This window comes from Stenotrophomonas sp. CASM101 (assembly GCF_049384845.1).
GTDB classification, from domain to species: Bacteria; Pseudomonadota; Gammaproteobacteria; order Xanthomonadales; family Xanthomonadaceae; genus Stenotrophomonas; species Stenotrophomonas hibiscicola.
This window is the reverse complement of record NZ_JBMRFR010000007.1, coordinates 38,687-56,013: the sequence shown is the minus strand read 5'-3', so window position 1 is coordinate 56,013 and position 17,327 is coordinate 38,687. Positions and strand designations below refer to the sequence as shown.

Below are 17,327 nucleotides of genomic sequence, written 5' to 3'. Positions count from 1 at the left end.
AGCAGTGCTGCAGCCTCATCCTTTCTTGATGACGGTCCGCTTGCCGATGGTGCTGGTCTTGCCAGCGGTCGGCCTGGCCAAGCCAGGAATCAGGAAATCGGTGACCTTGTGGCCCATCGACACTTTGGACGCCAACCAGCGCGGCATGCGCCCGCGACCGGTCCAGGTCAGGCGCTTGTATTCCGGGTCGCGATACTTGGGCGCGACTTTGCCGGATTTACGGCGGGCGGGTTTGCGGGCGGTCGCAGGTGTTTCCGAGGCTTGGCCGCCAAAGAGTTCTTCGAGGGTGTATCCGGCTTCGGCGGCGGCGGCCTTCAGCATCCGGCGCACCGCACTGGCCGGACGGCGGCTGGAAATCAGCTGTTTCCGCCGTTCAGCGGCAACCACCAGGGCACCCAGCTCGCGAAGGCTGAGCGATTCAATATCGATCGTCATGCGGGAAAGGTCTACTGCAGCGCGGCAGCTGTCAAGGCGCCCTGCCCGGCGCGTAGACACGGGCTTCACCGCCGGTGGGCTCCGATCGCCTGCGTCGGCCATCTCCGAGGACCTCGACGTGAGCACTTCATCGCATTCGCTCGCCTACCTGCTTGCACGCATCCTGCTGATGGCCCTGTTCCTGGTCTCCGGGCTGGGCAAGCTCGGTGATCTCAGTGGTACCCAGGGCTACATGGAGGCAATGGGAGTTCCCGGCATCCTGCTCTGGCCGACCATCGCTTTCGAAATCGGCAGCGGCCTGTGCATCCTGCTCGGCTTCCAGACTCGGCTGGTGGCGGTCGTACTGGCAGGTTTCAGCCTGGTCACCGCTTTCATCTTCCACCACAACTTCGCCGATCAGACCCAGCAGATCATGTTCCTGAAGAACCTGGGCCTGGCCGGTGGCTTCCTGCTGCTGGCCTGCACCGGAGCCGGGCGCTACAGCATTGATGGGCGTGGGCGGCGCGGATAAGCAGGCGGCATGCCGCCATCACCCCTGGCCCACGGGCGGGACGCGCTGCAGACGCAGGTTTCGCCATGTCGGCTGGGAGCTGCGGAAATCCACCGCTTCGCCATCGCTGGTGAACAACAAGCCTGGCTCCACTTCGGTGACCAGGCGGATGCCATCGATGTACAGCCAGCCCTGTCGCTGCTCCAGCACAACGGACATCGACGGTTTTCCCCACTGGTCGATGCGATAGCGCCCCAGCCAGGGTTGCCAATGGGGCGCCTGCGGCCCGGTGGGCCCATCGATGGGATCGTTCTGGTCCAGGCCGTCCTCGCCGTTGCTGCATTCCAGGTGCGCCGGCAGCATGTCCGTCGCCGCATGGTAGCGGTACGTCGCAACTTCTCCATCGGTGTCCACGGTGAACAGTTGGTCGCCGTCGATGGCCGCAAAACGGCCGCCCACAGCTTGCGCCCCACGATGCAGTTGCAGTTCACCGCTTCCGGCAACCACGATCTTCGCCTTGCCGCTGCGCCCGATCCAGCTTCCCGCCATCCGCTGCACCTGGTCCTGGTTCAACCTGATCGGCGCCAGGGAAGACAGGGGCACACGCGGCTGACGAGGCCCGAAACGCGCCGACAACAGCTGATCGAGCAGACGCTCGCCAATGCCGTACCCCGCAGACGTCGCGCGATTGAACATCGCGGCAAATCCAGCGTTTGCCTGCCTGCAGTAGGTGAACACGCACCCGAACCCGAAGCCCCCGCCGCGGTGGTGCAGCAGCCTCACCGATGTACTGCCGTAGAGGCGTTCGCTGCGCATGACACCGAGCCCGTAGTCACCGCCCAGGCCGAAACCATGCATCTCGTCCCAAAGGTGAGGCTCGAGCAGTTGCTGCGCACCGGATCGACCGCCATCGAGCAGGAAGCCAAGATACTTCGCCATGTCGGCGGCACTGGTCCAGACGCCTCCCGACACCACCAGCGGCGTCACCGGCGGTACCTGCGCATGGCCTTCCTGGGTTCCCAGTGCCCGCCCCTTGCTTGCCAGGTAGATCGAGGCATCGGCCGTACTGTCGTGCATTCCCAGCGGCTCGAAGATCCGGCGCTGCAGCCAGGCCGGATAGCTGATGCCCGCAACCTGCTCAATGACATGACCGGCAAGGTCGAAGCCCAGGTTGGAGTAGCGATAGCGCGTACCCACTGGAAAGCGCAGCCATGTCTGCGAGATGCTGCGGACGTGCGCATCAAAGCCCGGCGACACCGGTTCGTAGTTGTTGCCCAGTGGCGCCTCGTGCGTGAATCCCGCGCGATTGGCGAGCAGCAGGCGCAGGCTGATGCGCTCCTGTGGAGCATGCTCGAAGCGGCTGCGCACCGTGAACGACGGCAGATAGCGGGTAATGGGCGCGTCCAGATCAAGGATGCCGTCCTGCACGGCCAACAGCACCGCCACCGCCGCGAAATTCTTCGAGGTGGACTGGATGCTGAACATCGTGCTGGCGTCTACGGCCGCGCTGCCCTGGCCTGATACGTGACCGAAGCCTTCAGTCCAGCGCACCTGTCCGCCTTCGACCAGGCAGACGGCGGCGGCACCGATGCCGCTGCCGTCCATGGCCGAGCGGATCACGCCGCGTTCCGCGTCGATCAGGCTCCCGGTGGTGACGGTTGGCTGCGCCACCGCAGCAACGCCGGTGGGCATGAGCGTGGCCGCCGGAACGGCAGCAGCGTTGGCCAGGAAGGCGCGACGACTGAGCGTACCAGGCATCAGATCACTCCACTTCGGGATGCCGCCATCTTCCCGCCAGCAGAAATGGCGGGGCATGTGTCATTCGGCACAGAGTGCGGTGATCGACAGTGCTGCACCTTCGCCGGCTGCGCAGGCCTCAGCCCGGAGAGAGCGGCAAGCGGATTCCCTGCGCCGCAACAAAGGCGCGGCACTCGCTCAATAGGCCTGTGGCGGTGCCCGGAGCTCTGGTCGTGACCAGTAGTCGGTGATGTGCAACGGGTCGACCGGCACCGGGTCCGAAGCGCGTGACGGACCAGAACGTAAACAAGGACTGAATACGAACCAAGGCGGACCGGGGGAGGCTGCACCACTTTTCCGTTCTCTGCGGGCGATGCAGATGTGCACAAGACGATCGAGTCCATCTCTGGGGACTTGCATGCACTCCGTTTCAGTTGCGCGAGCAGCTCCAACGTTGTTGCGTCGCCTACCCGACCCAGTGTTAATCGCAAGGAAACTGCACCACCCTCATGGAATACAGAAGTTCATCGCAGAAATTCGCTGCAGCACTCGTCGTTGCCGTACTCGCCACGGGAGCGGTGGCGGCCCTTCTCCTCCTTCGCCCCACGCCACAGTCTTCGCAAACGGCACCGAATGTTGAACAGGCGGGCGGGCAGCGCAAGGATCCTTCTGCGCCGACACCCTCGGCTGCGTCACCCGCGTTACGGCCTGCCAACAGCACGAGCATGCTGTTTCCTGGTGTTCCGCAGAATCGCGATGGAATGGAACCCAAGGACGATGATCCATTTGATGGGCGTAGCCGCGAGGAGCAACGCTGGCTGGATGAACACGGCTATCCGAATACCGCGCAGTGGGCTTCCTATTCCAGCGCGCCCGATGCGTTGCTGGAACAAGCCGCCCACGGCGGCGACAAGCTTGCGCGCACCATGCTGGACTCGCGAAAGCTGCCCGATCGAACCGCCTTGGACCGGATGATGTCGTCCGCAGTGGACGGCAACTACTTTGCACTGCAACTGCTTGCGACTCATTTCGCATCCACCGGTCGAGCGGGAAACATCAACGCATACGCGGTTTCGCGCGTCCTGGAGATGCGCGCAGACCCTTCCGCCGCGCTTGGCAGGGAAATCATGTTCTCTGCACCGCTCACTATCGAAGAGCGGATGCAGGGGGAGGCCGAAGCGCTTCGTCTGAATGCCACATTCAACCAGCTCTACCAGGAACGAACCGGCGTCCCGTTCGTTCCCGATTACCGCCCGTTCCCCGTTGACAACTCGCAAGGATGGCAATGAAACCTGCAAGTAAATTCGTGCTGGCCACCGCTGCTTTCACCGTTACCGGTGTTGCTCTGGCCTGCACCGTTCTTCCAATGCTCCCGTTCTCGATATCGGTCGACCTGAAGGATATCGCGGCGGCCAAGCAAGCCGGTGCCTCATCCGCAGATGCGCCCAACCGGGCATTCCTGAAGAAGCTGGATGAGACCGCTGAAGGACGTTCGGTGCGGATGCATGGCGCAACACGTCCTTCGTCGGCAACGTCATGTACAAAACAAAAATCATGATGATGACCGGCTCAAGCATGATCACCGTCAGCAAGCCGTGCGGGAAGTCGGCAGAAGAGTCAGGCGGCACCGAGGACAGCTTCGCCTCGACGCCCCCGTCTGGCGGTGGTGGTGGTGGCAGCACTGGCGGTGGTGGCGGGATCGGCGGCTGGTTCCCCGGTGGTGGCGGGTGCTTCGGCAACTGTCAGCCGCCGCCGCCCGGTCGCGTTGGTCCTATCGAGAATCTGCCACGATCCTGAGGGCACCACAATGAAAGGGCATCGCCGCAAGGTGCTGCCCTTGGCGCCCCTGACGCACCAGCCAGACGCCATCGGGGCGTCGTCTCTGGACTTCGCTGGACGTCAATGTGGTGGCCCACCAGCAACCACATACAAGCTGCAACTACTTGTAATTAATAATTTTTCAAGCACGGTGAAGCATCAAAGACTCACTAATTGACTCACTTTCCACTGGCTCGTACCAGACGACTCTGGACAGCGCCAGACAGCGCTCAGCAGAAATGATGGGAGGTAGTAGTATTACTAACAACATCTGATCAAGACCCAGCCCTCGGCTGCGGCCTACAAAGCTCATGCCTCTCGTCACTCCGACAGTCATACATCTCCAGAACTCGCTGCCATCCCTGCCATTGCCGGTGCTTGCCTCCACTGCCGCCTGCGGCTTTCCCAGCCCTGCTGAAGACTTCTTCCGAGAAGAAGACCGCTTGGATCTCAATGCCAAGCTGGTGCCTAACCCACCAGCTACGTTCCTTGTGCAGGCCGACTGCGGCGGGTCGATGGCCGATTTCGGTATCCTCGACGGCGATCTCTTGGTTGTCGATCGTTCGATCAGCCCACGGCCTGGGCACACTGTCGTGGCTCTGTGGGAGGGCGGCTTCGTCTGCAAGAAGCTCTACATACGTAACAACTGCATCATGGTCCTGGCCAGCGGTAGCGGATATCCCTCCATCATCGTGCCAGAGGATGTCGAGCTGGAAATCTGGGGGGTGGTGCGCAGTTCCATCACCCAGCACCTCTGATCTCAACTCCTGATACATGAGCCCCGTACCGTGCCCGCATGCGCTACGGACTTATCGACGGCAACACCTTCTATGTCTCATGCGAGCGGGTCTTCGACCCCAAGCTGCGAGGCAAACCCACTGTTGTGCTTGGCAATGGCGATGGATGCTGTATCGCCCTGTCGCCAGAGGCGAAGGCCTTGGGATTGAAAATGGGTATGCCCATCTTCCAGGTCCCCAAGGACATCAGAAAGCAGGTCCTCGTCAGGTCAGCCAACTTCGCGCTGTACGGGGATCTGTCAGCCAGGATTGTGACGATTCTTCAGGATCTCTTCCCCAGGGTGGAGATCTATTCGATCGATGAAAATTTCGTCGACCTGGCAGGCCTCAAAGACCCTCTTGCGGCCTGCCTGGAAGCACGTCAACGCATCCTGCAATGGGTGGGCATTCCCTGCTGCGCTGGCCTGGGTGCCACACGCACCCTGGCCAAGGCAGGCAACAAGCTCGCCAAGGACCAGTCCAAGCGTGCCGTCCATGCGGGCTCCTTGGCCGTCTTCCATGCCACCGCACAGAACGTCAACGCTCTGGCCGTCGAGGATGTGTGGGGAGTGGGCAGGCGCTACGCCGAACGCCTGGCAGGCGAAGGGGTAAGAACTGCTGCAGATTTGGCCGCACTCCCCACCGACCATGTTCGTGCGCACTATGGGGTAGTTCTGGCCCGCACCCAAATGGAGCTGCGGGAAATTCCCTGCAGCGATCTGGAACTAGAAGAACCCGAACGCCAGCAACTGGTGGTCAGCCGTACTTTTGGTCGTGACGTGACCGACCCGATGGAGGCCCTGGCCACGTTCTGCAGCGTGGCCTGCGAGAAGTTACGCAAGCGAGGCCAAGCGGCAGGTGCACTGTGGGTCTGGCTGGACGGCAACCCCTTCAAGGGCGATTCGTTCCATGCCAGCAGAGCCGCACCCTTCCCCTTTCCTACGCAGGACACAGGGGAAGTCCTACGGACAGTGCGACGCCTGGCCAAGTCGATCATGGATCAGGCAGACCGTGGCCAAGGCATCCAGGCCTATAAACGTGGAGGTGTGGGTCTGACCAACTTGGTACAGGCTGAAGCCCGTCAGGCAGACCTCTTCGTTGGCCCTAACGAGAAAGCCGAACGCACCATGGCCGTGCTGGACCAGATCAATGCGAGGTTCGGCAGAGGCACTGTGGGAGTAGGCAACGTGGGCTGGCGGGTTGGTGGAGCCAGACTTGGAGAGCAGTCCAACGTGACTATCAACGCTCAATGGCGACCCATATTGCATTCGTTGTCGCCCAGCTATACAACGAAGTGGGGCGACCTTCTGCAGGTGCGCTGACAAGGATCGGCGACATAGCGATCATCAAACACTAGACACAACCAAAAGGATGATGGTTAAAAATGGAAGAAAGCAACATCGAATCAGGGAAGTACAAGCCGCGCTTCGACTTCGAAAAAGATCAAGCAACAGACCAATCAACAACCGGAAGCATCAACGATCTTTTGAATGAGCTCAATTACGAGCTCACAGAAACGCCAAGTGGCGGCAAATCAAAACACTCCGATGCCTCCGGAAAAACAATAACCCGCAAGGAGCTAAATGGAGTCATTGGCTTCATCAAGTCTACATTGGAACAAGAGATTCCAAACGGGAATTGCACACTCCCAATCTCTACTCTAAAAACAATCAAGCTCCTTTACCTCAAGAACGACTCCAGCGACACTCAGTTACTCCAAAGAATCTCGAAACCAGGAACCATCAAGGCCACTTTCGAGCACTGGACAGAACGCAACACCCCAAGAAATGAAAAGACCATAAAAGCAGCCTCCTATCTCATGTCCACGCTTGAGCTTGAGATCGACGAGGAGAGACTTAAGCACATCCACATCAACAGACTCACACCATCGAAACTACTTGAATGCTACGCAAGACACATAAAGGAGCTTATAGAACCTATCTACATGGCTTTCGCCGGCAATGATGAAGCCATTGCAAGCGCCTTTATGTTTGGCGCACATCAAATAGAAAGCTATCAACCCTCAAATGCCTTACTCGGCAAAGAAGGCGCCCCCGTACACGAAAGGCTATACATCTATTTGCTGACTCTCCCATTCGTGCACTTCGTTGGAGAGTATCAGCAGGTTGTCGAATCAGAAAACGACGAGTTGAGCAAATACAAGATAGAGCCACTCTTCGCTCACGCCATCTCCTCACCGACGGAGTGCGATGCCCTATTGCGACCTGTCACATCACTCGCAGCTATTCACTCCTTCCTGCAAACCCATGCAAATGAGCTGGCACACTTGGTTCACCAAGCCACTGGTTATGATTTGAGATCCAGCGAGATCACAAACATAGCCGACGAAACGCAGAAGGTTCTGCATGCCTATGTCTTCCACGAATGGCACAGAACAGATCATGACGTCGTCAACATTTCAATGGCCGACTGCGTTGCAGCCCTTTTAGCCATTACGATACAAAAAAAGATCAAAACGAAGTACACGCCCAACTGGAAAGGACAGAGCTCAAGCGAGAAAACGGTATCTCGCCTACTGAGCCACCTGGACACCTCAAGAGACATCGAAGAGCTATATGAAGAGGACTACATCCCGCAAGGCGCGATGCTCACCCTCTATCATCGATACTGCATCGCCTACGCATTACTTTTCGGCCGCAGCAACCGAATGGAAGCGTTCATGAGATTCCAGATCGCATATCTGAAGCACATGACCGTAGCTCACTCTCATTTCGATCTTGAAGCAGGAAACGAATACGAGAGAAAGATCAACATGTTTTGCGAAGACCTTATTCAATATATCGAAGATCAAGCCACTTCGCATGCGATGTAATTTTTAACTTGCACCACCCTTATACATATGTAGAAACTCACTTGCGTCCTTCGAAGCAACAACACGAAGAACGAAAGGCATCGAAGGGAATAGAAATCAAATAGAACTGACGATGGATTACAGGCAGAGTGTGGTACGCGCACTTACCCTTTCTATCTAATCACAACACTCTTCGATCATGAGTATCTACCTGTGGCCGACAAGAACCACTCTTGTCGGCTTTTTTATTCTCCTTAGAGAAAGGGTGATACAGCAATGGCAAGCTTCCATTACAGCATCAAAAGCGGCAAGAAAGGTAGTGCACGCAGGCACGCCAACTATATCGATCGTAAAGGATCTCATAGTGACAAGGAGGACCTTGTCCAAACAGGACATGGGAACATGCCCGAATGGGCAGGAGATGATCCGAAACGGTTCTGGAGCGTTGCTGACAAGCATGAGCGTGCCAACGGAGCAGTGTACCGAGAACATGAAATCACTCTTCCGAGTGAGCTCAGTAATGAACAGCAGGTCGAACTTGCCGACCGGCTTGCAAAGAATCTCGCAGGGAAAAAACCCTACCAATACGCGCTTCATGCACCTGAAGGAAAACTCGGTGGCGATCCGAACCCGCACATCCATCTGATGTGCTCGGATAGACTGCCTGATGGCATCCCCCGTACACCTGAACAGACCTTCGCCCGCTACAACGCCAAGAACCCTTCCGCAGGCGGTTGCCGCAAGGATAGTGGTGGAAAGAGCCCAATGGAGTTGAAGCAGCAGGTGACGGCACAGCGAAAGCTTGTAGCGGACACCCAGAATCAGTTCCTTGCTGAGAACGGATACTCCGCCCGTGTAGACCACCGCAGCTTGCGCGATCAGGGCATTGCCAGGTCACCGGAGCGCCACCTCGGCCAACGCTTCGTCAAGGAGATGGCAGATGCAGAGAAGTCACAGTATGCTCAATGCCGTAAAGAAGCGCAGGTAGCTTCAGTCACTCAAAATCGGACAGAGGCCAGTACCTCACCCAGCGATTCTGCGACAAAGTCGCAGAATCGCAATGACACCTGCTGACCACGTTAGAAAAGCCCCGGCCTATCGCCGGGGCTCCCTTTGTATAAAGACCGCTTACAGCGCCCTCCGGTCAAAGTAGTGATTCATCAAGCGCAGATACGTCCTCTTGTCCCGGTACCCACTGCAGATCTGAATTGCTCCCTGGCCTTCAAGAACCGAGATGGCTGCATTCAGCCTTGCTCGGTTACGTACAGGTCCACAGCGCAAAACCTGGTTCTTGGGAACGCACGTATCCGAATAAATCCCTCTCCACCACTTTGCATGCAGATACCGATCCAGAGCTTGAGCATCGGCCTGATCCTGCGATACCACGAACGCAGGTGAGAACAGATGCTTGTACTCATCAACATGCCACCGAACGATCTCGAAGGCACGATTGATCGTATCGAGGGTGATGTCACCTCCCTCTCCACTGAAGTACTGCATCGATGCAGCGAGTCGTGCCACGATCTCCATGATCTTTGCCGCGAAGTCATTGATATCGCTCAAGTACTCCCCGTCGCGCAGCAAAGACTCAGTTTCTGATGCCAACTCTACCCAGCGTGCCCTGGCATCGATGGAGAAGGACACCACTTCACGAACAACGGCGCCCGAGGCTGAAAGCTCCTTGTACTTCAACAACAGCTCCGCGACCCGCTCATGGAATGCCGGCAAATGCTCCCACACCGGTTCCACGTCCTCGATTCGCCGATAGCCCATCATGGAGCGAGGCCACGCGACCAAATAGCGTGCCCAGTGCCCACTCCCCTTTGCGACAGAGCCTCGCCTATTGAGGAACTGCTTGAGCGGTTCGTACTGGGTCATGATGCTCACAGACACGCGCGGATTCATCGCAATCAGATGCTCGTTCTCCGCTCGATCCAACGGCATCATTCCTGGTGAATCCCAGAGACGATTGAGCAAGCCCACATTCGCCATTGCCTCGCTCTTGAACAGCATGTGACCTTCATCAGTCGTGATGGCGATGGACTCACCATCACCCTGAACGGCCTCCATAATGGCCTTGGCCGTGATGTCCTGCCGCAGGAAGCAGCGCAAGCGAGGCTGCAGAGGTTTCTTTTCTGCGTGCTCCTTCAGCTGTGACTCGAGTGCTTCCGCAGACTTACCTGCTGCAACTGCTTTACTGATCGCGCTCCTCAACCCCTTCATCTTGGCCGTCCAGAGTCCGTACTCGATCTCATAAGCCTCAGTCTGCTGCTTGAACGCAGTCATTGCCTTCGTATCTGCATTGCGGAAAGGCGCCTGCAGCAGCTCGAACACCGTCGACTTGCGCTCACCAGACTCAGCAACAAGCATCAAATTCTGTGTTACAGGCCGGGTCTGCCCGGTTGGCAACTTGACATCAATCAGCCCCTGGCAAGCCATCGAGATGGCATTGATGAGACCCATGCCAACCATGGCATCAGGAACCTGCACGTTGCGGAAGAGCTCAAGACCAGCCTCACGCGCAATGTGATGGAAGCTTTCCAGGGGATATTTGGGGGCATAACGCTGCCAATGGGTAGTCGTCATGCATCCTCCTCTGCCGCGCCAAACGCGGTCTGCTCTTCAGCCTCGACCAACAGATGGCCACAGCTCTGGCACCGAGCAGCATCGCCCTCCGCATGGCGACGAGCACGCTCCTCATTGAGCAGCTTTCGGAACTGAATCAGGTTCAGCTCATGCTTGTACGCAGCATTGAACTGATCTACCAGGATCTTCTTGCGCATCTTCTTTGCGATGTGCTGTTCCAGGATCGGATAGGCCTGCCTGAAGTCCTGCTCGAGCTTGCTCTTGCCCTTGGACAGCTGCTCATCCAGAGCATGCTTGAGCGCCTCAAGCGGCGAGGTGTGAATTCCGTAATTAATCGCCATCACTTCACCTCCATCGCACGGCGGAACTTGGCTGCACGCCCTTCAGCCCATGCCATGGCCTCATGCGTCCAGTAGAACTTCGGGGACAGTTCGCTGTCATAGAGCGGAATGCCCTTCGGAAAGTTCGGGTCGGACTTCATCAGTTCGTACGCCTTGCTCCTGCTGACACGGAGCAGCTTGATCAGCTCCTTCAAGCGGAGCGTCGGGCTATCCGGCCACCCTGCTTTCCAGCCAGTGTTGTTCTCCTCAGCCAAAGGCATGCTTTTGTCTACGCCCTGGCGCAGACTGGACGTCATGTGCTTCATTTGTTGATTCCTTCGTTGTGTTGGACGTTTCAGGAAGGAATCCGGCCGGTTTCCTATCGAAGGGGGATTGGCCTCCGACGTGATCAGTGTCGATATGCTGCTGTTGCGGGTACAGGAAAAAAAAATCCAGGTTTTTCCCATGCACGCTCACAACCGAAAAAGTCGAATAAAAATCAATCGCTTACATGCCAGGGAGCTTTCGCTCCCTGGCATATCTCGTCATCTGCGCACACAAATTGGTCCGTTCCATCATCTGTCCGCGCAGGACCTGAACTGCCTCTTGCCCGTACCTGATACAAGTCCGAACAGGTACTGCTGACCTACGACGCTAACCGTGACGCTTGCGCTTCCAGTCTGTCCTTGAGACTTCCGTTCGCTGGAGCCTGTGCAACCTCGCCATGCCCTGTCGGATAGAACTCCTCGACCACAGCTGGCACGTCTTCGTCCAGGTCCTCGAAGGCCCCGTTAGCGAAGCCCTGTCTCGCTGCCTCATCCAGTGCAGCTTGGTCGATCCCTGCCGCAGCTCTTGTTGCGTGCCGCTCCACCGCCTCTGCGACAGCCTGTTCGAGTGTCATCCCACTCCGAACCACCAGATCGACGTAGTAGATCGCTGATCGGTAGCTCATCGTCGTGGACTTGCCCCGCAGCTTCAGCTCGAGCGGCAGACAAGACAGTCTTCCGCCCGACACTGCACTGAGGTAGTGCAGCCGTGCTGCCAGTGTGCGGATGGTGTTGTAGGAAGTGGTACGCAGGACAAAGCTGCCCATCGCATCCCCCTCCCCGTCCCCAATGACCACGTTCAAACGTGCATATGCCTTGCAGCCCCCATTGGCAAACTGGCACGCATCCGGCCCCGGGCATGGCAACGTCTCCATGCCTTCAGGCCCAGCACGTCGACAGGTCTCTCCGTTGCCTACGCACAGCGGCCTTCCGTTCTCTCGGTTGAACAGTGAGTAGTCCGCCCGTAGGTCCAGTGTCGGGTCGTCGAAGAGCAGCCGTACCGGGATGGATCGCAGCTTGTTACCCTCCGATGCCTTCCGCAGATCCTCATCCAGTGGATGCAGCACCCAGCCCTCGCGATTCTGGACCTGGCTGGTGAGGGTGAACTGATCGTCCTTCTCAGGTAGCCGCTTGCCATTGCGCTCCACTACCCGGCCGATGGAAATACGCCCAATCACGGGCGGCGTGATAGCCAATCCCTTCAGCATGATGTGACCTCTTTGATCGTGGTGTTGATCCGGAAGCGGCGCGAACCCGGACGTACGACCGTGTAGGCCGCAGCAATCTCCGGGTGTTCTGCTGCGAGCCGCTTGGTGTCCAGTGACGTGCCATCCTTGCTGCGGCGGTAGATCACCTCCCCCAGTGAACCGAACCGGGCAATGGAAGCGTCCCCCATGGCTTGCTGCAGTGTCTGCTTGAGCAGTTCTGCCTGCTGCTCCTGCTCGGCAACTGCCTCAGTGATCGTGACCAGGTTGCTGAAGGTCTCGACCAATTCCTGGTCCTGACTGAAATCGACAACGGTGTCCTTGCCTGGGTACAAGCTCCGCAACGCCCTGGCCGCTGACTCCGAGCCATCGGCTGGTGGCTCAATGTCATTGATGACGTGCTCCCAAAACCGGGCCTCCAATACCACCAGGCGGCTGATGATCTCTTCGTCTCGCTCAATACGGTGGATCCTCAGCGCCTGGCCACACAGCAGCACTGCCACATCTGCTGCCTGCTTCCCCGTCACTGCCAACTGATGCTGTACCTGCAGCTGCACGTACTCGGGAACCCCGTCTTTCCACAGCCGAGAGCCGAACTCCCCTGCTGTCTTGCACTCAAGGATTTGGACCCCCGGGGAACCAATTACCTCTCGATCGAGGTTGGCCAGCATGTGCGGAAAGGTCGGGTGCTGCAGAACGGCGTTGACCCGGCGTACCCGGTTCCCCGTGCGCTCCTGGTAGGCCGTGGCCACCATGGGTTCGAGCAGGGTTCCCCAGTAGCGGGGATCCTCTTGTCCAGGGGGGATCTCTTCCATTGGCTTGCGGCCCGTCTTCTCCTGCCACAGCTCCAGCTGGCTCTTGTAGGGGTTCAACCCGACGGCGGTGGCAGCATCCGAACTACCGATGCCGCCATTGCGAACCTCCAGCCACTGCTGGCGATCCAGTGAACGCGTATCAACCAAACGCAACGCGGTGTGCTTGCTCATTGGCAATCTCCGGAATAGAAAAGGCCGCCTTGATGGGCGGCCTTGGTCAGGTCTTTCATTTCAATCTATCGATGTGGGCAAGATGAATGGGCGAAGCGACAGCACTGATCGCTGCAGCTCTGTCAGACCATGCCTTGAGAGGCCATCGAGACCACCTCATGGCTGGTGACAACGAAATGGTCCAACAGCCTCACGTCCACGGTGTCCAAGGCAGCCTTCAGCCGCGCCGTGACTGCCCGATCTGACGCAGATGGCTGCAAGCTACCGCTTGGATGGTTGTGAACCATGAGTACCGCCGATGCATTGTGTGCAAGTGCCCTCTGAACCACGATCCGAGGATGGACCTCGGCTGCATCAATCGTCCCTGAGAAAAGCCGCTCAACTGCGATGAGCTGGAACTGCGTGTTGAGAAAGGCAACCTCGAAATGCTCGCGCTGCTCACCAGCCAGACGCAGCTGAAAGAACAGCGCACTCTCTGTCACCCCACCCAGTACGTCTTTGGGACCGCCAGCCCGCCTTTCTAGGATCTTCAGCGCCCTGGCAATTGCCCTGTCCTCTCGTATTCGGATCCTGTTTTCCTCCTCGCAGGATCCGCCCCCCAATGCCGACATGTTGTAAGCAAGTGCTTCCATCAGGCCACCAACTTCATCACTTCATCCCACGCGCGCTGCTTGAGCTGAGCTCCAGCACCGAACCATGCCGCATCACGGCGGTGATCATCGCTACGGGCTCGTCGGTGGTGGTCAACGTACTCCGTGACGCTGTTGAGTACGCCCCAGGCCGTTGCACGGCTGGAAGGCAACAACGCGCCACGACCGCCGCCCTCATACAGAGCACGGACACTGGCCAGCGCCTGCTCGTTGACGACCTCAGCGGTGGTGCCCTGGCCTTGGTAGGTAAGCACCCGTCGCAACAGACCATCGACCGTATCGGGGTCAACTGGACGGTCACAGAGGGCTTTCATGCGAGACACGAAGTTGTCCCAGGTCGAGACGGTGATCCCCAACTGGCGCTTCACAGCATCCGGGTCGAACTGACTACGATGCGGGACCTTGATGGCTCCGCTGCTGTCTCCCAGAGCGATCTGCAGGGTGTTGTTGCATACCACGCGCACCGAGGTGAACTGCGCCGTGGTGGCCAACGTGCCGTCACAGGCAGTAGCAAGCAAAAGATAGCCATCCACCCGGTCACGCCCCTTGAGCGACGTGCTCTGGCCCGTCCGACCCATGGCCCAGAACTTCTTGCCACCCTTGAGCACCCCCGCCGTCTCCAGTTCAAAGCCACTGTGCTGCGTCAGATCACGGTAGAACTCCAGGATCTCTCCCGGCTGGACAACCTTGAACCGCTTGGATACGACAGCCAGCGGCTCCTTGGTATCGGAGCGATAAAGAACCTTCTGCTCCGGGAAGGAGTGGATGGCACCGATGGCATTGCTACCCGTGATGAAACGGACCTCGGAGTCCTCGATCTGCCAATCCATGCCTGCCTGACGCTTCCAGACCTCAATAGGCTGGTGCTGTTCAAGCTTATGCCCAGACCATGCCACGGCTTAGCGCCCGCATAGGCCATTGTTTCAACCAGATGCATCGTATTTTCCTCGCTTCTTACGGCACAAACGCACAAGGCCCGGACGATGCCGGGCCTTGTGCGTATGCCAATGCAGTATCAATTAAAGGGTTCGATGTCTTCACTGCCCGAAGACAGAGCACACCGAGCAACCGCAGCGATGATGGAGGCTGCGACAACCAAAACACAGTACAGACAATCGGATCTTTCTTTCATACAGCCATACCCAAGGAAGATGCTTCATTGCGGAGCATCGACACGCGAAGCCAGCAACCACCGGCATCAACTGGGTAATATGTGTCTGAATTTTTTTTGTCTAAAGGCTTCTCTAATCGCTGCAACGAGTAGCCATCATCATTCAGCATTTCTATCAAACTTTGATCGCGAACTTCCATCAAACGTCAATTGGCGTCGTCTTCCAAACGTCCTGCGCTAAGACAATGAGCATCGCGTGGCGCTTCTCGATGGACGCTGCATCCCACTCCGGAAACGCTTCCAGCTTGGAGTTGATCCGCGAGATGGACGTGTTTTGCCCAACGTCCGTCAGCGCCACCAGGCTGCGAGTCAGATAGTTGCCGCTCTTGCTGTACTCGACCTGCTTAGCCGTGTAGAAGTCATTGCCTGCGACGATGTTGATGGGTTTCTCAAGCAAGGTCAGATTGCCCAGCCGGTTCTTGAAGTGGTCGTAGGCCATCCCCGGATTCTCCGTTGCCCACTTGCTGCGCAGATCGTCCTCTGGCTTGTTGGGCAGGATGTGCTCGATTTCCAGATTGGTGAACGGCTCCAGGCTGCCCGGCACCTTCAGCCCGCTGAAGGCCATGTCGACGTGCTGCGTCAGTCGCGCCAGCAGGTAGCGCGTGCGGTACTGCTGCATGGAGTGCAGCGTGAAACGCTTGAGGGCGTCGGTCAGCTCCTGCGATTTGCCCGCCATGTTCTTCTCAAAACGCTCGGCAATGAAAGCGTTGAGCTGCACCTTCTGTTTCACCGGATCGCTGGTCTCGGCAATCACGCGCAGCTCGTCGGCCCACTGTGAGAAGCTGCGTTCCAGATCCTTGGTCGGTGTCTTGGTGAAGATGTAATAGAAAAGGAAGCTCTCCAGCTGCGCAACGAAATGGTCGAAGAGCGGCTTTGGGAAATTCGCCGCTGCCAGCAGCAGGACGAAGTGCAGACTGAACGCGCCGCCTGCCAGGCGCTTGAGGCTGTCCATTGCCAGGCTCGGCTTGCCATCGTTGCCAAGCCCGTTGGCAAAGGCTAGGTAGTGCTCGACGTTACGGATTACTTTGCGCACGAACTCAAAGGGCTTGCCTGCGTAATCGCACAGCGCCGCGTTGTCCTTGGCGATGAACCAGTCATAGATTTCGTCCTCGCGCACCACCGCGTCGCCGCGCTCGTTCTTGATGACGTAGTTGGCCATCAGGAAGTAGCGAAGAAAGCGCAGTGGCTTTTCCTTTTGCTTCTCCAGCGGCTTGGTGATCTTCTTCCACTCGTCCTTGAGCTGGGTGAACTGCGCATGTTTGACCTGCGTGAACAGCAGGTTCTTGAGCAAGTCCATCGGGTTCAGGCCCACGCCGCGCTCGTTGATGGTCTCGAAAATCTTCAGCGCGCTGCTCACGTCGGTGGAGATCTGGATGAACACCACGTTGTTGGCAAGATAGCCCCAATACTTCTTCAGCTTGGCCGTGTCGTCGTAGTTGTCTTTCAGGCAGCGATACAGCGTGCTGTAGGCGCTCACCAGATTCTCCAACGAGCCGAAGCTGGTGATGCCTGCCGCCTGGATGCCTGCTCGCACGGCCATTGGTTCGGCGTCCAACTCCACCAGCTTGGCCATCACCTCGCCCGCGCTCTCGTAACGCGGTTCCAGCTTCAGGTGGGTGCGCACCTCACCGTCGCCGTCCACGTAGCTGGTCGAGATCAGCCCGGAGATCATCTGCCGCTGCGGCTCGCCCTGGAACAGATGCTTCAGCGCGCACAGCAGCAGGAAGAAGGTGGTCAGGCGTTGCTGGCCGTCGATCACCTCGTAATGGTTCTTCTGATCGGTCGGCGACACCAGCACAGTACCGATGAAGTATTCCCGCGTCGTGCCCACATCGATCTGCTCGCCGATGTCCTCCAGCAGCTGATGCACCTCCTTGTCCGTCCAGACGTACTCGCGCTGGTAGTCGGGGACGATGTAGAAGCACTCCCTGAAGGCTTCCTCGATGCTGTACTTGTGGTTTTCTATGCGGGCCATGAGTTGATTTCTCTGACTATTTCAATTGGGCAAAACGGTG

The 17,327-nt window shown here is 58.1% G+C and carries 17 protein-coding genes and 1 pseudogene; 7 read left to right on the top strand and 11 right to left on the bottom strand.

What is annotated here, in order from left to right; translation table 11 throughout:
- Window positions 1–15 precede the first annotated feature (15 nt).
- Window positions 16–435 (bottom strand): H-NS family nucleoid-associated regulatory protein, encoded by a 420-nt coding sequence (locus tag VG543_RS12025; RefSeq protein ID WP_021204106.1) that lies wholly within the window; start codon window positions 433–435, stop codon window positions 16–18.
- A 118-nt stretch (window positions 436–553) separates the two neighbouring features.
- Here VG543_RS12025 and VG543_RS12020 point away from each other — a divergent pair, with 118 nt between their 5' ends.
- Window positions 554–946 carry a DoxX family protein gene (locus VG543_RS12020; protein WP_019660763.1) on the top strand — a complete coding sequence of 131 codons (393 nt, stop codon included), beginning with the start codon at window positions 554–556 and terminating at the stop codon, window positions 944–946.
- Between the two features lie 18 nt (window positions 947–964).
- Here the strand turns inward: VG543_RS12020 and VG543_RS12015 are convergent, their stop codons facing one another.
- Window positions 965–2,596 (bottom strand): serine hydrolase domain-containing protein, encoded by a 1,632-nt coding sequence (locus VG543_RS12015; protein ID WP_423181118.1) that lies wholly within the window; start codon window positions 2,594–2,596, stop codon window positions 965–967.
- Between the two features lie 827 nt (window positions 2,597–3,423).
- On the opposite strand from VG543_RS12015, the gene VG543_RS12010 reads away from it, so the two are divergent.
- The 6 genes from VG543_RS12010 (at window position 3,424) to VG543_RS11985 (ending at window position 9,142) form a co-directional block, all read left to right on the top strand.
- Complete coding sequence (locus VG543_RS12010) at window positions 3,424–3,951, top strand: hypothetical protein (protein WP_019660765.1); 528 nt, start codon at window positions 3,424–3,426, stop codon at window positions 3,949–3,951.
- Window positions 3,948–4,220, top strand: a complete 273-nt coding sequence (locus VG543_RS12005) for a hypothetical protein (protein ID WP_423178625.1) — start codon at window positions 3,948–3,950, stop codon at window positions 4,218–4,220. Before VG543_RS12010 ends, VG543_RS12005 begins: the two co-directional genes overlap by 4 nt.
- A gap of 571 nt (window positions 4,221–4,791) precedes the next feature.
- Window positions 4,792–5,238: a LexA family protein gene (locus VG543_RS12000; protein ID WP_099490594.1), complete on the top strand. Its 447-nt coding sequence runs from the start codon at window positions 4,792–4,794 to the stop codon at window positions 5,236–5,238.
- A 38-nt stretch (window positions 5,239–5,276) separates the two neighbouring features.
- A complete protein-coding gene (locus VG543_RS11995; protein ID WP_423178626.1) occupies window positions 5,277–6,578 on the top strand; it encodes a Y-family DNA polymerase in 1,302 nt (433 codons plus the stop codon).
- Window positions 6,579–6,640: 62 nt separating this feature from the next.
- Window positions 6,641–8,089, top strand: coding sequence for a hypothetical protein (locus tag VG543_RS11990; protein ID WP_423178627.1), 1,449 nt, complete (start codon window positions 6,641–6,643; stop codon window positions 8,087–8,089).
- A 255-nt stretch (window positions 8,090–8,344) separates the two neighbouring features.
- On the top strand, window positions 8,345–9,142 hold the full coding sequence (locus tag VG543_RS11985; protein WP_223276855.1) for a MobA/MobL family protein: 798 nt from the start codon (window positions 8,345–8,347) through the stop codon (window positions 9,140–9,142).
- Between the two features lie 54 nt (window positions 9,143–9,196).
- Here VG543_RS11985 and VG543_RS11980 read toward each other — a convergent pair whose 3' ends face one another.
- The 9 genes and pseudogenes from VG543_RS11980 to VG543_RS11940 form a co-directional block, all read right to left on the bottom strand.
- Window positions 9,197–10,654, bottom strand: coding sequence for a YfjI family protein (locus VG543_RS11980; protein ID WP_423178628.1), 1,458 nt, complete (start codon window positions 10,652–10,654; stop codon window positions 9,197–9,199).
- Window positions 10,651–10,995, bottom strand: coding sequence for a hypothetical protein (locus VG543_RS11975; RefSeq protein ID WP_171968776.1), 345 nt, complete (start codon window positions 10,993–10,995; stop codon window positions 10,651–10,653). The genes VG543_RS11980 and VG543_RS11975 overlap by 4 nt, the downstream gene beginning before the upstream one ends.
- Complete coding sequence (locus VG543_RS11970) at window positions 10,995–11,300, bottom strand: helix-turn-helix transcriptional regulator (protein ID WP_171968777.1); 306 nt, start codon at window positions 11,298–11,300, stop codon at window positions 10,995–10,997. Before VG543_RS11970 ends, VG543_RS11975 begins: the two co-directional genes overlap by 1 nt.
- Before the next feature lie 320 nt (window positions 11,301–11,620).
- Complete coding sequence (locus VG543_RS11965; RefSeq protein ID WP_423178629.1) at window positions 11,621–12,508, bottom strand: hydrolase or metal-binding protein; 888 nt, start codon at window positions 12,506–12,508, stop codon at window positions 11,621–11,623.
- Window positions 12,502–13,491, bottom strand: a complete 990-nt coding sequence (locus VG543_RS11960) for a YqaJ viral recombinase family protein (protein ID WP_197592218.1) — start codon at window positions 13,489–13,491, stop codon at window positions 12,502–12,504. Before VG543_RS11960 ends, VG543_RS11965 begins: the two co-directional genes overlap by 7 nt.
- A 122-nt stretch (window positions 13,492–13,613) precedes the next feature.
- Window positions 13,614–14,123: a JAB domain-containing protein gene (locus VG543_RS11955; protein ID WP_423178630.1), complete on the bottom strand. Its 510-nt coding sequence runs from the start codon at window positions 14,121–14,123 to the stop codon at window positions 13,614–13,616.
- Window positions 14,123–15,078, bottom strand: a pseudogene (locus VG543_RS11950) (DUF932 domain-containing protein). Before VG543_RS11950 ends, VG543_RS11955 begins: the two are co-directional and overlap by 1 nt.
- A gap of 191 nt (window positions 15,079–15,269) precedes the next feature.
- Complete coding sequence (locus tag VG543_RS11945) at window positions 15,270–15,452, bottom strand: hypothetical protein (RefSeq protein WP_423178631.1); 183 nt, start codon at window positions 15,450–15,452, stop codon at window positions 15,270–15,272.
- On the bottom strand, window positions 15,452–17,287 hold the full coding sequence (locus VG543_RS11940; protein WP_189720088.1) for a DUF262 domain-containing protein: 1,836 nt from the start codon (window positions 17,285–17,287) through the stop codon (window positions 15,452–15,454). Before VG543_RS11940 ends, VG543_RS11945 begins: the two co-directional genes overlap by 1 nt.
- Window positions 17,288–17,327 lie beyond the last annotated feature (40 nt).